This window comes from Ochrobactrum vermis (genome assembly GCF_002975205.1).
Taxonomy (GTDB): domain Bacteria; phylum Pseudomonadota; class Alphaproteobacteria; order Rhizobiales; family Rhizobiaceae; genus Brucella; species Brucella vermis.
This window is the reverse complement of record NZ_PCOC01000001.1, coordinates 1,117,648-1,134,628: the sequence shown is the minus strand read 5'-3', so window position 1 is coordinate 1,134,628 and position 16,981 is coordinate 1,117,648. Positions and strand designations below refer to the sequence as shown.

Genomic DNA, 16,981 nt, shown 5'->3' with positions numbered 1-16,981 from the left:
ACGAAATTCAAAAACGGCTGCCATATGGCGGCCGTTTTTTTAATAATGCGCGAGAATAAACAGCCTCAAACCTTCACCGAAGCGACGGTCGCTTCGATATGGTCCACCAATGCATCCGGCAGGCCGAGGCGACCGGCCAGCATATCCAGATACCCGCGTTCAGCCCGGTTATCCGGGTCTATTGCAAGGCGCGAAGCCGTATAAAGCTCGACCTTCTGCTCTTCAGTCTGTGCGGCTGAGACCAGAACATCGAGATCGACCGGATCGGCAAGCTCTTTCGCAAGAAAGGCTTCCGCCTCATCATCGAGACCGGAAATTTTCACTTTCTCCATGATGCGAGCGCGCTCGGCATCGTCGATATGGCCGTCGGCTTTCGCAGCGGCAATCATCGCCTGTACGAGCGTCAGCGCAAAACTGTTGCTCATTGCGGGAGATTGCGGGTGGAACGGAGAATCGGCCGGGGGCGGCGGAAGAAGTTCAGGCTCCTTCGCGACCGGCTGTTCTGCCGTCTGCGGTGCCTGACCGGATTTGTAGTTCTTGTAGGCGAGATATCCCAATCCGGCGATGGCAGCGATGCCGCCGACGGTCGCCACATTGCCCGCGAGCTTGCGCCCGGTCTTCGTACCGAGGATAGCGGCGGCGATGGCGCCCGTCGCAAGCGGGTTCTTCTTTGCCAGGCCTGTAACCTGCCCGGCCTTGTCGCGGACGCTTCCCGACGTACCGGGTACTTGCGATCCCAGAAACTGTTCGAGAAGTTTCTTGGCGTCGAACATTCGAATATCTCCTGTTTGGCTCCTGTTCATGAGCAAATAGGAACGCAAAACCGCCAATACAAATAGTTCAGCGCCGAAATATTCGCGAATATTGAAATTGCTGCGATTGAAAAGCTGTGACGCAAGATTGCGTCCTGCTTGCCCTCACCCCTCCAACCGCATAATCATAGGGATATGAAAATCGCTACGTGGAACATTAACGGCGTCAAGGCCCGCATCGACAACCTCCAGCATTGGCTGAAGGAGTCTTCGCCCGATATCGCCTGCCTGCAGGAAATCAAATCGGTCGACGATCAGTTTCCACGTCTGGAGATTGAGGCGCTCGGCTACCATGTGGAAACACACGGTCAAAAGGGCTTCAACGGCGTCGCACTTCTGTCCAAGAAATCACCGGATGAAGTCAATCGTGGCCTTCCGGGTGATGATAGCGATGAGCAGGCGCGTTTCATCGAAGGCGTCTATTCGACGGACAAGGGCGTCGTTCGCGTCGTTTCGCTTTATCTGCCGAATGGTAACCCGGTGGACACCGAGAAATTTCCTTACAAGCTTTCGTGGATGCAGCGGCTTGAACTATGGGCGAAGGAACGCCTTACCCTTGAGGAGCCTCTTGTGCTCGCCGGCGACTATAACGTCATTCCTGAGCCAGAGGACGCCAGGAACCCCGGCCAGTGGATCGGCGACGCGCTCTTCCTGCCGCAATCACGCCAGGCATTCCGCAAGCTTGAAAATCTGGGCTTTACCGAAGCTATCCGTGCGTCGACCGACGATAGCGGGATTTACTCGTTCTGGGATTATCAGGCCGGTGCATGGCAGAAGAACAACGGCATCCGCATCGACCATCTGATGCTGTCGCCGGAGGCGGCCAATCGTTTCATATCGAGTGATGTGGAAAAGCACGTCCGTGCCTGGGAAAAGCCATCCGATCATGTGCCGGTGACGATAACGCTTTCGGTCTGAGAACAGACACTAAAGCGGCTCCAGTTAAAACAGACCTCTGGAACCACTCTAACTATTTGTTTTTACGCATTCCCCTACGCAAAACCGCTTCGCACTTTTGCTGGAAATGCTCTAAATCAAGACGAGGATCAAAAATCGCCTTTGGTGGCATAGTCACTGGAGAGAGCAACCGCGTTACGGCGGTCGGCTTCACCGGCGATCGAGAATGCCTGTTCCTGCATATCGCGTATCCAGGGGCAATCTTCGGTCGGGCAGCGTTCGAAAGCCGCCGTCATCATGGCAAGGCCTCGAACGGTCTTTCCTGCCTGAAACAGCATGTTGCCGAGCATGGCCTGCGCACCGGCATTGCCCTTCTTGGCTGCAAGCTGGAACCAGCGAGCGGCCTGAACAGAATTGCGCTCTCCACCGTCGCCGTCGAGCAGCATCTTGCCAAGCTCGAACTGGGCAGCAGAATCACCGAAATTTGAGGCGGCCTGCACATAAAGATTGCGCGCCATGCCCGGATTGGCATTGACCGGCGATCCTGGAATGCCGCGCTTTACATAACCTGCAAGTGCAACGAGGGCGTCAGCCACATAGGAGTCGTTTTCCGAGCCTGGTTCCGAGCCTTCGCGAACGATCTTCTCAAAAATCTTGTAGGCTTCGTAGTCATTTTCCGCCACGCCATCGCCATCGGCATACATGCGCGCCAGTTTCCACTTTGCGCCCTGATGGCCGCGGTCCGCAGCATAGCGCAGTGCCTTGATCGCCTCGTCCTTATGACCGTTCTTGTATGCAGAGAAGCCGAATTTGAAGAGCTCGAACGGGCTTCTCGACTTTTCGGAATCGTCATTGAGGTCGAAAGCAAAGGCGCTGTTACAGGCAATGGCCAAGCCGAGGGCCATAGCTAGGGCGCTATATGAAAAACTGCGGATACGCATCACAACGCTTGTCTTTCACACTCAGTGGAGGAAACATTCATCGAGGACAGAATGCACGCCGTTTTCGTCAAGACTGAGACCCGATCTTGGCCGAAAAAAGCCTTACCATCATTGGAAAGAATAAAGGGTGCGTGAACATGGTTGATCCTGTTCCCAATCCGTTTGCCGTGCAACAACGCGCCCTTCGTCATTCCTGCCTATCCCGTTGGAGCTTACCGGCTCCCGATATTTTGATGGCTTCTGCCTTTCCTTGATCGGTGACGCCTGTTTGTGGCGGGAAATGGGCAAAATGTACCTTAGCTCTTTCTAGCCTAAAGCAACGGTAAAGACTGTTGCCGTTTGACAACAAACTGACTGTTGTTGCGGTCAATAATCTGCACTTGTTGACGTGAGCGATACGAGCTCGCAGTCTGACATAAAATCTAGGATGCCGGGGAGTCGGGAAGCCACCTATGAGCAAATACCGTCGCCCTTACAGACGTCCTTATCGCCCGGCCCGCAAAAGCAATGGCATAAGCTTTCGCAGCATCTTATTGACTATATTACTTTTTTCTTTTCTTGCCGTATTGATCGCCTATCTGCCGATCCAATCTGCTCCAAAAGAAGCAATGACCGGGCCCGTCTATGTGATCGACGGCGACACTGTGGTCCTCGGCAAGATACATATACGCCTCAAGGGGATCGACGCGCCGGAGATGCAACAGCAATGCATCCGGGCGGAACTTCCTTACGACTGCGGCAAGGAAGCTCGCAACATCTTGCGGGGCAGAATCGGAAAGTCCCCGATTCGGTGCGAGAAGGAAGGGCGAGATCAGTATAATCGCGATCTGGCGCGCTGCCATCTCGGAGAGACCGACCTCAACCGCTGGATGGTCGAACAGGGCTGGGCCGTCTCCTATGGCGACTATCGACGTGAGGAAAGAGATGCACGCAGCAACCGGCGCGGTATTTGGGCCGGGCAGTTCGAGCAACCGTCCCTATGGCGCAAGGAAAATCGCGACCTCAAAGACGACCAGCTGTCCGACCGCAAAGCACCCCTGGCTGTAATCGGCGATGCATTTACCTATATAAGGGACCGTATTCAGACCCTCATTGAAATGATCCTGCCCCGAAACTGATGGAATTCTTTGATGGAATTCATGGAAAAACTGGACGAGCTCAGTCACTCGATCCGGGCATGCCGTATCTGTCGCGACACACCGCAGTTTCTGCCGCCCTTGCCCCACGAGCCCAATCCCGTCTGTATTGTCTCGGATACAGCGAGAATTGCCATTTGCGGTCAGGCTCCCGGCATTCGCGTGCACAACACTTCCCTGCCGTTCAACGACCCGTCCGGGGATCGCCTGCGGCAATGGCTCGGCGTATCACGTGAAGAGTTTTATGATCCTTCACGCTTTGCCATCGTCCCGATGGGTTTCTGCTTTCCCGGTTATGACAAGCATGGCGGCGATCTTCCACCGCGCCGCGAGTGCCGCCAGACCTGGCACGATCGTGTTTTCGCAGCGATGCCGCAGCTAGAATTCATTCTGGTCGTCGGACAATACGCCCTTGCCTATCACTTGCCCGACTATCGGGGCCGCAATCTGACTGAAACCGTCAAGAACTGGCGGCATTTCATGGAAACGCCCATTCCGGCAGGACGAATCGCGCTGCCCCTGCCTCACCCGTCCTGGCGCAACAGCGGCTGGCTCAAGCGAAATCCGTGGTTTGACGCGGAAGTCGTGCCTGTTCTTCAGGCAAAAGTCCGACACCTGCTCGCCAACGATAAATAATTTTTACTCCTTTCGTTTTCATCAGAAAATTTTTCCTGTAACTTCGGTTCATTGCGAACCATAAGGTATGACGTTTCACCTATTCGCAAAGTTCGGGAAACGATTTCTAAAACCGGGAACGGAAACGCATGGACAGGCTCGACAGAAAGATACTGCGCTTATTGCAGGAAGACGCGACACTTGCGGTGGCAGACGTTGCCAAGAAAGTTGGCCTTTCTACGACGCCATGCTGGCGCCGCATCCAGAAACTTGAAGAAGATGGCGTCATCAAGCGCCGTGTCGCCATTCTTGATCCCATTCGCGTCAATGCGCGGGTGACAGTCTTCGTGTCGGTACGCACAAGCTCCCACAGCCATGAATGGTTGAAGCGCTTTTCCGAAGTGGTTCAGGAATTCCCTGAAGTCATCGAATTCTACCGCATGAGCGGTGATGTGGATTATCTGCTTCGCGTGGCTGTGCCGGACATCGGCGCCTATGATGCGTTCTATAAGCGCCTCATCAGCAAGATCGAAATTCGCGACGTGTCTTCTTCTTTTGCCATGGAGCAAATCAAGTACACCACCGAATTGCCGCTCGATTACATGGTGCTCGACAAAGATAACAACTGACGCTTTCGAGCTGTTGATTTAGAGCACAATCGACCGGAGTGAAATGAAGACGATCAAGATTGTGCTTCAAATAAAAGAGTTTAGAGCGCCGATCTGGTTCAATCAGATCGAAATGCGCTCCAAAGAAAAGCCCGCCATATGGCGGGCTTTTTTGACGATGATGGTGTCCGTTATTTCGAACCGGATATTCCAGCCTGCTCGAACGTGGCCATGCCGCTATGACACAGCGCTGCTGCCTTGACGATACCCGCAGCGAGCGCCGCGCCGGTTCCTTCACCAAGACGCATACCCATATCGAGAAGTGGCTGCTTGCCCATCTTCTCCAGAAGCTTGCGATGGCCGGGCTCGGCGGAAACGTGACCGAACAGGCAATGGTCGATGGCTTCCGGATTGGCAGCATAGAGAACAGCAGCGGCAGCGCTTGCCACAAAGCCATCGACGATAACCGGAATTTTCTCCATGCGTGCTGCCAGAATTGCACCGGCCATGGCCGCAATTTCACGACCGCCGAGACGGCTCAACACTTCCAGCGGATCCTGCAGATGTGCCTGATGGAAGGCCACGGCCTGACGCACGGCCGCAATCTTGCGCTGCAGCAGTTCACCCGTCGAGCCTGTGCCGGGCCCTACCCAGTCTTCCGCCGTACCGCCGAAGAGCGCCAGCGCAATCGCCGCTGCAATCGTGGTATTGCCGATCCCCATTTCGCCGATGCACAAGAGATCGGTTCCACCGGCAATCGCTTCCATGCCGAAGGCCATGGTCGCAGCACAGGTGCGCTCGTCCATGGCCGGCTCTTCCGTAATATCCCCTGTCGGGTGTTCGAGCGCCAGATCAAAAACCTTTAGCCCAAGATCGTTGGCGATGCAGATCTGGTTGATTGCTGCGCCACCGGCGGCAAAATTCTCGACCATCTGTGCCGTCACGCTTGGCGGAAACGGGGTGATATTCTTGGCTGTAACGCCGTGATTGCCAGCAAATACCGCGACCAGCGGGCGATTGATCTGCGGTGTGCGCTTGCCGGTCCATGCGGCAAGCCAAGCCACGATCTCTTCCATGCGTCCGAGCGAACCAGCAGGCTTGGTCAGTGTAGCCTCACGCTCGCGAACAGCCCTTTCCGCTCCCAGGTCGGGACCAGGCAGATTTCGGATCAGTTCTCGGAAATCGTCAAAAGGTAATCCGCTGGCACTCATAGGTTCAGTCCAATCAATGATGGGAGGTGTAAAATCGTTGGGCTCGTCCTATAAGCACTGACGCGAATTTTCAAATCACCTCTTTGAGTTGAAGCAACATTGGGGTGAAATATCGCGAGTGCTCGGCTCAGGAAACAAAGTGGAACAGTCACTTGCAGCGAAATAGTCTCATTGGCGACACGATCCGGAGCCTGGGCTTTCTGAGCCGCTTGCCGCTTCCACAAAGCTGGTTCGAGAATGGTGATGATTCGTTGCCCCGCAACGCCCGCGCATTTCCGCTCGCAGGAGCAGTGTTGGGCCTGCTGGCTGGCGCTGTACTTTTTGCCGGTCATAAACTGAACTTGCCTCCCCTTGCCTGCGCGTTGCTTGCAATTGGCGCTTTGGCGGCAATGACCGGCGCGCTCCACGAAGACGGTCTGGGCGATACTGCCGATGGCTTTTTCGGAGCTTCGTCGCGAGATCGCCGACTGGACATTATGAAAGATTCCCGCATCGGGACTTTCGCCGCGCTGACGCTGATTGTCTTTGTCGGCGTGAAAGCGGCTTTGCTGATGGCGATCATAGACCGTGCGGGCGCGGGATATGCTGCACTTGCCCTGATCGGCTGCGAAGGGGCGAGCCGCGCAGCTATGCTGGCATTCTGGCACGCCCTGCCTTCCGTACGTCCCGGCGGACTGTCCGACAGCATGGGCCAGCCACAATGGGAGACTGTCGTTTGCGGTTTCGGGATCGGGCTGGTCCTTCTTGTTTTTACGCTCATACCAGCGGGCGGGTTTCTCTCGCTCATCAACGCGCTTGTGCTGGCGACAGTTCTGCTTTTGGGCTTTGCCAGACTTTGCATGGCAAAAATTGGCGGACAGACGGGCGATACATTGGGCGCGGCACAGCAGATCGCTTCCCTTGCCGTTCTTGCCGGGCTTGTCATGGCGCTTTGATGCAACCACATTGCATTCATGGACACGACAAACATCGAATCCCCGTGCATATTGGTGTGCACGATAGATACTGAAACCGGCTTCTGCCTTGGCTGTGCCCGGACGCTGGATGAGATTGCACGCTGGTCCAGCATGAGCGCAGAAGAGCGAATGGCCGTCTGGGCGCTTCTCGCCGACAGGCATGAGATTATTGTAGAAAAGAGAATTGGCTGATGGGGCGCTTTTTCTGGCTCATTATTGCGGCAGTCGCGATTGTTGTCTTGCTGCTGATGTCCAACAATGACAGCGGCTCGACGCTTGGCGTGGACAATGATGTGTTTGCCCGTGCAGCCTATCTCGGCATATGGGGCGTGGTGCTTGCTGCCGGTCTGCTTGGCTCCGGCATCAAGCTGACCGACTTTGCACGCAACATGGCCATGTGGGCCGTGATTATTCTCGGCCTCGTTGCAGGCTACCAGTATCGTTATGAGTTGCAGGACGCCGCGAGCCGGTTCACCGCCGGGCTGATCCCCGGTAGCCCTATTTCGGGCCGTAATGCCGATGGCGCCTTAACCGTCACGCTTGCAAAGGCTGCGAATGGCCATTTCGAGGTCAACGGACGTGTGAATGGCGAACGGGTTCACTTTCTGGTCGACACCGGCGCATCTTCGGTCGTCCTGTCCCAGCAGGATGCCGAGCGCGCAGGCATCGACACCGCCTCGCTCAACTATTCCGTTCCGATCATGACGGCCAATGGCACGGCAAGTGCAGCAGTCATCAACATTGCCACGTTGCAGATCGGCGATATTGAACGCCAGAATGTGCGTGCCATGGTGACCAAGGAAGGTCTGATGACCGGAAGCCTGCTCGGCATGAACTTTCTGCAAACGCTCGGCGGATTCACTGTCCGCGGCGACCAGCTTATTCTTATAGATTAGGCAGCTTCTGCCGCCGCTTCAGTCACCACGGCATAAGCCTGACGCAGAACGTCACTGGTTGCGCCCGGTTTGCTGGCATCCGTCGACAGTATCTGTCGCCAGCGCCGTGCGCCCGGCTGCCCGGTAAAGAGCCCGACCATATGGCGGCTCACATGCGAAAGCCTGCCTCCGGCCGCGATGTGGCGATCAGTATAAGCGCACATTTCATCGATGATATCTTCTATCGAAGTATCGGCCTGTTCGCCGTCATAAAGACGCGCATCCACCTCTGCCAGCAGTTCCGGATTATGATAAGCGGCGCGACCGAGCATCACTGCATCGACCTTCCGCAAATGCGTTTCGGCTTCATCAAGCGTGTTGATCCCGCCATTAATGCCGACGAACACCTCGCCAAGCCGTTCCTTGAGGCGATAGACGCGATCATAATCGAGCGGCGGAATCTCGCGGTTCTCCTTGGGTGACAGTCCTTTCAGCCAGGCTTTGCGGGCATGGACCCAAAGCGCATCGGCGCCAGCGTCAAGCGTGAAGTCGGCCAAAGCGTCCAGCGCAACCTCCACGTCCTGATCGTCAACGCCAATACGGCATTTGACGGTAACCGGCACGGAAACGGCTTCCTTCATCGCTGAAACGCAACGCGCCACCACATCCGGGGTCTGCATGAGACAAGCCCCAAATGTACCGGACTGGACACGATCAGACGGGCAACCGACATTGAGATTGATTTCATCATAGCCGTAATCGGCGGCGATCCTGGCAGCCTCTTTCAGCTTTACCGGATCGGAACCACCGAGTTGTAGCGCCACAGGATGTTCTGCGGCATCAAAACCGAGCAATCGATCGCGTGGGCCATGAATAATGGCATCCGCCACGACCATTTCGGTGTAGAGCAGTGCATGTCTGGAAAAGAGCCTGTGAAAATACCGGCAATGTCTGTCCGACCAGTCGATCATGGGCGCAACGGCAAAGCGGACATCCGGATAGTTGCTTTTTTTTGATTTTATTTCAGTCATTTATACAACAATCCTGAGAATGCGATTCAGCCGCAATCGGTACTTTCGACGTCCGCTCAATTTCGGAATGATGCCAAAAGCCACAATTGATCAAAATGATCAAGTTTCGCCGCTCTTGCGATCACCAGCGCTCAATATAGTGACCCAGGAAGAATTTTCATACCCGACACGAAAACTCTGGTCGCTCCAGAGAGTAGAATGCCCTGTCTTCTCCTCAGTTACACACTATGATTGAGTACACAAACATTCTCCCGATTCTCATCTCGCCGGAGCATTTCCTGTTTTGATTGAATCGTTGGAAATGCTCCATCTTTCTGTTTTACGCATGTCTTGATCCCGAAACCGGTTCCCACTTTCGGGAGACATGCTCCAGTTCAAGGAAATTCGGCGTGACCTCCTTTTCCCCCTTCGGCAAATCATTCGATGCGTTTCTCTTCGACATGGACGGCACCATATTGAGCTCCATCGAAGCGACCGAACGCGTGTGGAGCGAATGGGCGATACGCCATGGCATCGATCCGGTCACATTCCTGCCGACCATCCACGGTGTCCGGGCAGTGGAAACGGTGCGCCGCCTCGCTCTGCCGGGTGTGGACCCGATCCGCGAGGCTGAGATTTTGTTTCAGGCTGAAATGGCGGATCTGGACGGTATCGCACCCATCGACGGCGCTTGCGAGTTCCTGAGCTCGCTTCCGGAAGACCGATGGGCGATTGTAACCTCGGCTCCGCTTGAACTTGCACGCCGTCGCGTCGCTGCGGCAGGATTGCCAATGCCAAAGATGATCGTTTCTGCCGAAGATGTGGAGCGCGGCAAACCGAGTCCTGAATGTTTCCAGCTCGGAGCCAAAAGGCTTGGCTTCGATCCGCACAACTGTCTTGTGTTCGAGGATGCGCCAGCCGGTATCGTTGCCGGAGAAACTGCTGGCGCCTGCGTCGTCGTGGTGACCGCGACGCATCCGCACTCCCCGAAAACATCCCACCTCAGCATTGAAAGCTATCGCTATCTGCAGCTCGACATTCTGGATGATGGCAAGTTGGCTCTGGAGCCGACTACGCCAATCTCGGTGGGTTAAATAACCCGCCGCCCTTCCCGCCAGACTGTGCGGATGATCGGAACATGATCGGCGATCTGCACCCGAACCAGATCAGCTCGCTTGCCTGCAAGGATCTCGCCACGGTCCTCCAACCCTACCGCCTGGGCAGGGTTGGCAGAAACCAGACGAATGGCTTGAGGCAGCGAGATGTTCTCGACGACATCTGCGAGAAAAAACGCCGATTGCATCATGCTGGCCGGGATATAGTCCGACGAAATGATGTCGAGATTTCCGGATTCAGCCAGTTCGCGTGCGGAGACATTGCCCGAATGCGAACCACCGCGCACCACATTCGGCGCCCCCATGAGAACCGACATGCCGGAATCTTTTGACGCCTTCGCCGCAGTGTGTGTCGTGGGAAATTCGGCAACGCGTATCCCCTGTGCCTTTGCTTCTGCGACATGCTCTGTCGTCGCGTCATCGTGGCTCGCCAGAATAACCCCGCGTTGGTGGCACAGTTCGGCAATCGCCTTGCGCGTTGGCGCGGAATATTGCTGGGACTGCCCTATACGCCGCTCGCAATAGAGCCGGAACTCTTCCTCCGAGAATTTCAGCTTGCGGATGAAATAGGTCTTGTAGGTTTCGATATCCGTGAACTGGCGCTGCCCCGGCGCGTGATCCATCAGGGACACCAGTCTGACCAGCGCCTGATTACCGAATTGCTCGAAGGCCGGAAGACAGTCGGGCGCCGAAACCTCGCAGCGCAAGTGCAGGAAATGGTCGGCTCGCAACCGGCCAGCATCGCGGCCTTCGGCAATTGCCGACGAAAGCTTGCGCATATCGTCGATACCCGTCTCGGCGTCATCATCGAAGCCTATGCGCAATGCGTCGAAAACGGTGGTGATCCCCGAGGCCGCAATCTGGGCGTCATGCGCCTGCACGGCAGCAATCGGATTCCAGCGCACTTTCGGGCGCGGCGCATAATGCCCTTCGAGATGATCCGTATGCAGTTCAACCAGTCCGGGCGTCAAGAAGTCGCCTTCCATGTCGTCGCCGATACTGGATGCACCGGTAGAGATATCGGCGATCTTGCCATCTACGAGTTTTACGGATCCGAGAACGACGTCATCGGCGAGCACGATGCGTGCATTGCACAGAACTGTTTCATTTCCCATTGCCTACGGCCTCCCAACTGCTCGTGAGGCCCGAGCTGACGCTATCTTGCCGCCAGTCAGAGGATGCAGCGAATGAATCTCGAAAGGAGCCCCTTTCTCAGGTTCTACGAACAAAGCGAGATTCGCAACCTCCACAGCATCATCCAGCAGCGGCGTGAAGAACTCGTCCAGCGTACGCTCCACGCGAGCGCAGTCTTTCTCCTCCACCGGACCGGTCAGGGTCATATGAAAGCGGAATTCCTCAAAAACGTAAGGATAGCCCCAGCGCTCGATGTTGTGCCGCTGTGTCTCGCTGAGACGCTCCGGCCGCCGCTTTGCAATTTCCGCCTCATTGAGCGGCGCGCGAAAACGGTCGAAAGCAACGACAACATCATTTGCGAGCTGGTTCAACTCGGCAACGGGTTCTTCCGGCACGAGTGCAAAGAACGGCCCGATTGCGTGAAGCTTCAGACGAGGAATAGTGACAGGAGACGCCGATGAGGCGAAATGCATCAATGCGGAAAGCAGATCGTTTTCGGTGTGGTTTTCATCCAGACGGAATGGAGCCTTCATCGTCGCATGAAAACCATAGCGGCGCGGCTCTTCGGTCAGCTTGGCGATTTCATCGGTCGCAAGCGAGCGAATCGCCGGCATCTTTACCGGCTCACCGCTGAACGCGCTTCGTCCAAGCCAGTTTGCGGCAACCTTCAAAAGCGCATCGTTGGATGGCGGTGTGAAATAAATCGCATAACGCATGTCAAATCCTTAGGCGAAGTTCGCTACACGGCGTCGACGGAACTCCAAAATATCCAGTAATGCATCGTGCTTTTGAAAAGCCATCCCGATTTTGAGGTCGATGCGGTCGGCGGATGCTTACACAATGAATGTGGCAAGTCGATAAAGACCAGATGACAGTCATCACCAAATGCCGACAAACCAATTTTACATAGCGGCAAATTAGTATAGGCGTTAGCCCCATTGGAAGTGAGGGAGACTGACATGGGCGGATTTGCATCTATCGGCGAGTGCATGATCGAGCTTTCAGGCAATGAAGGCGATCAATGGCGCATGGGTTTTGCGGGCGATACGCTGAACACTGCTTGGTACATGCGGGCGCTGATGGAAAAGTCCTACCCTGTCGAATATGTGAGCGCATTTGGAGAAGACAGCTTCTCCCAGAAGCAGCGCATATTTCTGACATCGAACGGTATCGGTATCGCTCACAGCCCCGTTATCGACGGACTTCACCCCGGTCTTTACGCAATCACGCTTAACGGTGCCGAGCGCTCCTTCACCTATTGGCGCAGCGACGCCGCCGCCCGGCGTCTCGCCAGTGACCGCGAAGCCTTGGAAAAAAGTCTGACCGGTCGCGACATCATCTATTTTTCGGGCATTTCAATCGCCATCATCCTTCCCGAACATCGCGACACGTTTTTCGATGTCTTGCGGAAGTGCCGCGCCGCCGGTTCGCGAATCGCATTCGACCCGAATTTCCGTCACCAGCTCTGGCCCGACCGGAAAGTTGCGCAGGACATCATCAGCGAAGCGATGCGTATTGCGGATATTGCACTGCCCACGTTCCCCGATGAACAAGCGCTCTTCGGCGACAAGGATGCTGGTGCCTGTGCAGATCGCCTTGCCGCGCTTGGCGTGAAGGAGATCGTCGTGAAGGACGGTACGGAACCGGCTCTGGTCGTCACCGGCAATGAAAGATCATCGGTGCCGTCCGTTGTGGCGCAGGCCGTGGACACCACCGGCGCTGGCGACAGCTTCAATGGCGCTTATCTTGCTGCACGATTGAAGGGGCTTGCTCCAGTGGACGCAGCCCGCAAAGCCCATCTGGTTGCGGCACGGGTCGTCGAGATACGCGGCGCGCTCGCTCCGATGGAAACCGCACGCGCCGCCTTTTCCGACTGATTATCCTCGCGTAAAGCTGAAGTGGCTGGTCTGGGCATAAACTTCGCCTGGACGCAATATTGCCTGCGGGAAATACGGATATTCCAGCGATCCCGGCCAGACCTGCGGCTCCAGGCAGAAGCCTGCGTGTTTTCCGTAGGGCTTGCCCATCAAGCCGATGCAATCATTGGCCATGGTGTTGCCTGCATAGAGCTGAACGCCCGGTTCTGTCGTCGAAACATCGAGACGAATGCCGGAACGAGCGCCCTTGACCGACGCGCATGGGCGTAAAGGTCCGCGTGCAGCGGTCAGGCAGAAATTGCTGTCATACTGGACCTGACTGCCATTTTCCTCGAAGCGAATCGGGCGAAACTCCCTGAAATCGTACGGCGTTTCTCTGACAGGCAGAACGCGTCCGTCCGGAATAAGAGCGTCATCGACCGGCATATAGGCATCAGCCTCGATCTTGAGCTGATGATCGAGAATATCGCCCTCGCCGCCATCATCGAGATTGAAATAGCTGTGATGCAGCAGATTGCATACGGTCGGCTTGTCGGTCACAGCCTCCAGACGGACAATCAGCGTTCCATCCCCATTGAGCATGTAAGTGCAGCTCACATTCAGATTGCCGGGGAAACCCATCTCGCCATCCGCAGCCACAGTCGCAAGTGTCACGAAATCCGGACCGTTTCCGGTTATCTTCCAGACGCGATTGCCGAGCCCCTTGCTGCCGCCGTGCAAATTATGCCGGCCCTGAAAATTCGGCTCCACCTCATAGGTTGTTCCGTCCAGTTTAAACCGGGCATTGCGGATACGATTGGCCGAACGTCCTGCAATGGCGCCCAGATGCGGTGAGTGAGCGGGATAGTCGGCGAAGTCGCGATAGCCGATCACAAGAGGAGCTGCATGGCCCTCCATCCGCAGATCCTGAATGGCTGCGCCCCAGCTTATGATCTTGGCCGTCAAAGGGCCATTGGAGATAGTGAGCCGGTGAACCGCCTGCCCGTCCGGTGCATGTCCGAAGATTTCCGAATTCACGTTTGCCCGCCTGTCAATGATGCAACGATGAGATACGCATGAAGCCGCATCAATACGCATGACGCAAGACACATCATGATCAAATCTTGATTTTGAACCAATATTGCGGAAACGACAAAACAAGTACTTTTCGCACTATTTTCTTATTAAAAACAAGTGGTATCCTGATCCATAAATTATTGAATATTATCGATAAATACTAAATTAGAGGCTTTTAAATGAAAACGAATTTTCAGAAAGTCATGCCTTATATTTTTAGTGAAGAAGGCGGCTATGTGGACAACCCGTCCGATCCGGGCGGCGCGACCAACATGGGTATCACCATCGCCACCTTATCAGCATCGGAGGGGCATCAAGTATCGCCTGAAGATGTAGAGGACATGACCCAGGCGACCGCCACTCAAATCTATCAGGCGCAATTCTGGAACAAGATCGACGGAGACAACCTGCCTTCCGGGATCGACTACGCCGTATTCGACTTTTCGGTCAATTCGGGGCCAGGGCGTGCGGCCAAAATGCTGCAAAGCGTTCTGGGTATGCCCGAAGACGGCGTCATTGCAGCGCAGACGGTCGCGGCAGCGAATATGCGGTCTGCTGACGAGATCATCAATGCGTTGTGCGATGCACGGGCGTCCTGGCTGGAAGGTTTGTCTACAGCATCAACCTTCGGAAAAGGCTGGCTCGCCCGTGTCGAACGGGTGCGTTCGCGTGCACTGGCGCTCGCCGCTAATCCGCCGGTTGCGCAACCCGTGGAACCAGTGAGCGAAATCTCGCCCAAGGCTCGGCAGAGTGACATGGCCTTCACATCGGCTTTGAAGCACCCCGAAGCCTTGGGAACAATGGGGAGCGCGGCGTCTGGACTGGCTGCAATTGCATCGGGGAATGGCCCCGTTCAGTGCGCCTTGGCAATCGTCATGATAGCTTGTGCTGCCGTAGGCCTCTGGTATTTTGTCAGGCGCGTCAGAAACGAGCCATAGGGGCAGTCGTAATAACTCAGTTTTGAGAATATTTCCAAAGTTAGAGTTTGTCTTTATGTTGCGCTTCGCATGTTGCGCGCCTTATATGCGCTTTTGAAAGCTCGGTGGTTATGAAAGTAATATGACTTTCCCTGCCACCGGAAAAACGCTAGACACGCGCAAACAGTCAGATGTGTGCCAACTGTGGCACCGCCATGAATAAAGGAATCGAAACTTGTCCTCTACTTTTGACAAAGTCGCCGACATCATCGCCGAAACCAGTGAAATCGACCGTGACACCATCACGCCAGATAGCCACACCATCGACGATCTGGGCATTGACAGCCTCGACTTCCTCGACATCGTCTTCGCTATCGACAAAGCTTTCGGCATCAAGATTCCGCTTGAGCAGTGGACCCAGGAAGTGAACGAAGGCAAGGTTCCGACCGAAGAATACTTCGTCCTCAAGAACCTCTGCGCAAAAATCGACGAGCTGGTTGCAGCCAAAAAAGGCTGATCTGGCACATAATATGGCGGTATTGAGGGGTGAACAGAGATGTTCGCCCTGATTCCGTTTCTGGTAATGCGAAATCTTCGCTTGTCAGAGCAGTCTCAGCATCGACGGACGAACGGGACCCATGCAGAACAATAAAGTCGTCATCACCGGTATCGGCATCATCTCCTCGCTTGGCGAAGGAGTTGATGTGCATTGGAACGCTTTCTCGAAGGCTGGCACTGAACCGCGCCTCGAAAAAGAAGCCTTTGCGCCCTACACTGTTCATCCACTGGGCGAAGTGGACTGGAGCCTGCAAATTCCAAAGCGCGGCGATCAGCGCCAGATGGAAACCTGGCAGCGCCTCGGTACTTACGCTGCAGGGCTTGCACTTCAAGATGCAGGCATGAAGGATGACGAGGCGCTTTGCGCGACCATGGATATGGTCGTGGGAGCCGGTGGCGGCGAGCGCGATATCACAGTCGATATGCAGATTCTCGATGAAGGCCGCACCCGCAACGATCGCGGCGTCATGCTGAACGAGAAACTCTCGACCGAACTTCGGCCTACACTGTTTCTGGCCCAGCTTTCCAACCTGCTCGCAGGCAATATTTCGATCGTGCACAAGGTAACCGGTTCTTCCCGCACCTTCATGGGCGAAGAAGGTTCCGGCCTTTCGGCTATCGAAACCGCAGCCGCACGCATCCGCACCGGCCAAAGCACCCATGCGCTGGTCGGCGGTTCCTATAATTCCGAACATTTCGATATGATTCTCGGCCACGAGCTTGGCGGACTGCTCAAGCATGACGGCTGGGCTGGGCTCTGGCAGCGTGACGGTTCGGCAGGCGGCGGCATGATTTCCGGTTCTGGCGGCGTATTCCTTGTTCTGGAAAGTGCTGACCATGCGGCCAAGCGCGGCGCGCGCGCCTATGCGGAAGTGACCGGCATCGAAAGTGCGCAGATCCGGCGCGAAAGCGCCGACCTCGCCAACACCATCCGCGAACTCATCCTTGCAGCCAATAGTGGCAAGGACCCATCCTATGTCGTCTCCGGCGCTTCCGGTGCCCATGAAGCAACCGACGCAGAAAAAGCCACGCTCGACGCTCTGTCAGCGGCTTATCGCGGCATTTCCGGTCTGACCGGTCATTTGCGCGAAGCGCAGTTCCCGCTGGCATTGGCACTTGCAGCCATATCCGTCTGGAAGGGCGAGGCTTTCGTGCCGCTGGATGCATCCGAAAAAGATGCCGGTGGCCCGATCAGCGAAGCAATCGTCACGATCGTCGGAGCGACTCGTGCCGAAGGTGCAGCAAAGCTGGTGAGAGTATAAG

19 protein-coding genes are annotated in these 16,981 nt (G+C 55.7%); 12 read left to right on the top strand and 7 right to left on the bottom strand.

Features of this window, described 5'->3' with window-relative positions:
• Nucleotides 1–65: 65 nt before the first annotated feature.
• Nucleotides 66–773 carry a tellurite resistance TerB family protein gene (locus CQZ93_RS05515; RefSeq protein ID WP_105541692.1) on the bottom strand — a complete coding sequence of 236 codons (708 nt, stop codon included), beginning with the start codon at nt 771–773 and terminating at the stop codon, nt 66–68.
• A gap of 174 nt (nt 774–947) precedes the next feature.
• Here CQZ93_RS05515 and xth point away from each other — a divergent pair, with 174 nt between their 5' ends.
• A complete protein-coding gene (xth, locus tag CQZ93_RS05510; protein WP_105541691.1) occupies nt 948–1,730 on the top strand; it encodes an exodeoxyribonuclease III in 783 nt (260 codons plus the stop codon).
• A 128-nt stretch (nt 1,731–1,858) separates the two neighbouring features.
• Here the strand turns inward: xth and CQZ93_RS05505 are convergent, their stop codons facing one another.
• On the bottom strand, nt 1,859–2,650 hold the full coding sequence (locus tag CQZ93_RS05505) for a tetratricopeptide repeat protein (protein WP_105541690.1): 792 nt from the start codon (nt 2,648–2,650) through the stop codon (nt 1,859–1,861).
• 452 nt (nt 2,651–3,102) lie between these two features.
• Here CQZ93_RS05505 and CQZ93_RS05495 point away from each other — a divergent pair, with 452 nt between their 5' ends.
• From CQZ93_RS05495 to CQZ93_RS05485, 3 genes are all read left to right on the top strand, one after another.
• A complete protein-coding gene (locus tag CQZ93_RS05495; protein ID WP_105541688.1) occupies nt 3,103–3,768 on the top strand; it encodes a thermonuclease family protein in 666 nt (221 codons plus the stop codon).
• Nucleotides 3,769–3,780: 12 nt separating this feature from the next.
• On the top strand, nt 3,781–4,422 hold the full coding sequence (locus tag CQZ93_RS05490) for a uracil-DNA glycosylase family protein (protein WP_105541687.1): 642 nt from the start codon (nt 3,781–3,783) through the stop codon (nt 4,420–4,422).
• A 128-nt stretch (nt 4,423–4,550) separates the two neighbouring features.
• Nucleotides 4,551–5,030 (top strand): Lrp/AsnC family transcriptional regulator, encoded by a 480-nt coding sequence (locus tag CQZ93_RS05485; RefSeq protein ID WP_010661230.1) that lies wholly within the window; start codon nt 4,551–4,553, stop codon nt 5,028–5,030.
• A 170-nt stretch (nt 5,031–5,200) separates the two neighbouring features.
• Here CQZ93_RS05485 and cobT read toward each other — a convergent pair whose 3' ends face one another.
• Nucleotides 5,201–6,220, bottom strand: a complete 1,020-nt coding sequence (gene cobT / locus CQZ93_RS05480; RefSeq protein ID WP_105541686.1) for a nicotinate-nucleotide--dimethylbenzimidazole phosphoribosyltransferase — start codon at nt 6,218–6,220, stop codon at nt 5,201–5,203.
• Between the two features lie 152 nt (nt 6,221–6,372).
• On the opposite strand from cobT, the gene CQZ93_RS05475 reads away from it, so the two are divergent.
• From CQZ93_RS05475 to CQZ93_RS05465, 3 genes are read left to right on the top strand one after another with little or no spacing between them, the layout of a single operon-like run.
• Entirely contained in the window at nt 6,373–7,155 is a 783-nt protein-coding gene (locus tag CQZ93_RS05475) for an adenosylcobinamide-GDP ribazoletransferase (RefSeq protein ID WP_105541685.1), read from the top strand.
• An 18-nt stretch (nt 7,156–7,173) separates the two neighbouring features.
• Nucleotides 7,174–7,368, top strand: coding sequence for a DUF1289 domain-containing protein (locus CQZ93_RS05470; protein WP_105541684.1), 195 nt, complete (start codon nt 7,174–7,176; stop codon nt 7,366–7,368).
• Nucleotides 7,368–8,072, top strand: coding sequence for a TIGR02281 family clan AA aspartic protease (locus CQZ93_RS05465; RefSeq protein WP_105541683.1), 705 nt, complete (start codon nt 7,368–7,370; stop codon nt 8,070–8,072). The genes CQZ93_RS05470 and CQZ93_RS05465 overlap by 1 nt, the downstream gene beginning before the upstream one ends.
• On the opposite strand, the gene dusA is transcribed toward CQZ93_RS05465, so the two are convergent.
• On the bottom strand, nt 8,069–9,082 hold the full coding sequence (dusA, locus tag CQZ93_RS05460; RefSeq protein ID WP_105541682.1) for a tRNA dihydrouridine(20/20a) synthase DusA: 1,014 nt from the start codon (nt 9,080–9,082) through the stop codon (nt 8,069–8,071). The two genes, CQZ93_RS05465 and dusA, sit on opposite strands and share 4 nt — an antisense overlap.
• Before the next feature lie 389 nt (nt 9,083–9,471).
• On the opposite strand from dusA, the gene CQZ93_RS05455 reads away from it, so the two are divergent.
• Nucleotides 9,472–10,155 (top strand): HAD family hydrolase, encoded by a 684-nt coding sequence (locus CQZ93_RS05455; protein ID WP_105541681.1) that lies wholly within the window; start codon nt 9,472–9,474, stop codon nt 10,153–10,155.
• On the opposite strand, the gene CQZ93_RS05450 is transcribed toward CQZ93_RS05455, so the two are convergent.
• Nucleotides 10,152–11,291 (bottom strand): alpha-D-ribose 1-methylphosphonate 5-triphosphate diphosphatase, encoded by a 1,140-nt coding sequence (locus CQZ93_RS05450; RefSeq protein WP_105541680.1) that lies wholly within the window; start codon nt 11,289–11,291, stop codon nt 10,152–10,154. The genes CQZ93_RS05455 and CQZ93_RS05450 overlap by 4 nt on opposite strands.
• Before the next feature lie 3 nt (nt 11,292–11,294).
• The gene (locus tag CQZ93_RS05445) at nt 11,295–12,026 is read right to left on the bottom strand and encodes a DUF1045 domain-containing protein (protein WP_105541679.1); all 732 of its coding nucleotides are present in this window, start codon (nt 12,024–12,026) and stop codon (nt 11,295–11,297) included.
• Between the two features lie 243 nt (nt 12,027–12,269).
• Between CQZ93_RS05445 and CQZ93_RS05440 the strand changes: the two genes are divergently transcribed.
• Nucleotides 12,270–13,187, top strand: a complete 918-nt coding sequence (locus tag CQZ93_RS05440) for a sugar kinase (RefSeq protein ID WP_105541678.1) — start codon at nt 12,270–12,272, stop codon at nt 13,185–13,187.
• On the opposite strand, the gene CQZ93_RS05435 is transcribed toward CQZ93_RS05440, so the two are convergent.
• Complete coding sequence (locus CQZ93_RS05435; protein ID WP_105541677.1) at nt 13,188–14,204, bottom strand: aldose epimerase family protein; 1,017 nt, start codon at nt 14,202–14,204, stop codon at nt 13,188–13,190.
• Nucleotides 14,205–14,422: 218 nt separating this feature from the next.
• On the opposite strand from CQZ93_RS05435, the gene CQZ93_RS05430 reads away from it, so the two are divergent.
• From CQZ93_RS05430 to CQZ93_RS05420, 3 genes are all read left to right on the top strand, one after another.
• Entirely contained in the window at nt 14,423–15,181 is a 759-nt protein-coding gene (locus tag CQZ93_RS05430; RefSeq protein ID WP_105541676.1) for a glycoside hydrolase family 108 protein, read from the top strand.
• 214 nt (nt 15,182–15,395) lie between these two features.
• Nucleotides 15,396–15,677, top strand: a complete 282-nt coding sequence (locus CQZ93_RS05425; RefSeq protein ID WP_006466638.1) for an acyl carrier protein — start codon at nt 15,396–15,398, stop codon at nt 15,675–15,677.
• A gap of 121 nt (nt 15,678–15,798) precedes the next feature.
• On the top strand, nt 15,799–16,980 hold the full coding sequence (locus tag CQZ93_RS05420; RefSeq protein WP_105541675.1) for a beta-ketoacyl-ACP synthase: 1,182 nt from the start codon (nt 15,799–15,801) through the stop codon (nt 16,978–16,980).
• Nucleotide 16,981 lies beyond the last annotated feature (1 nt).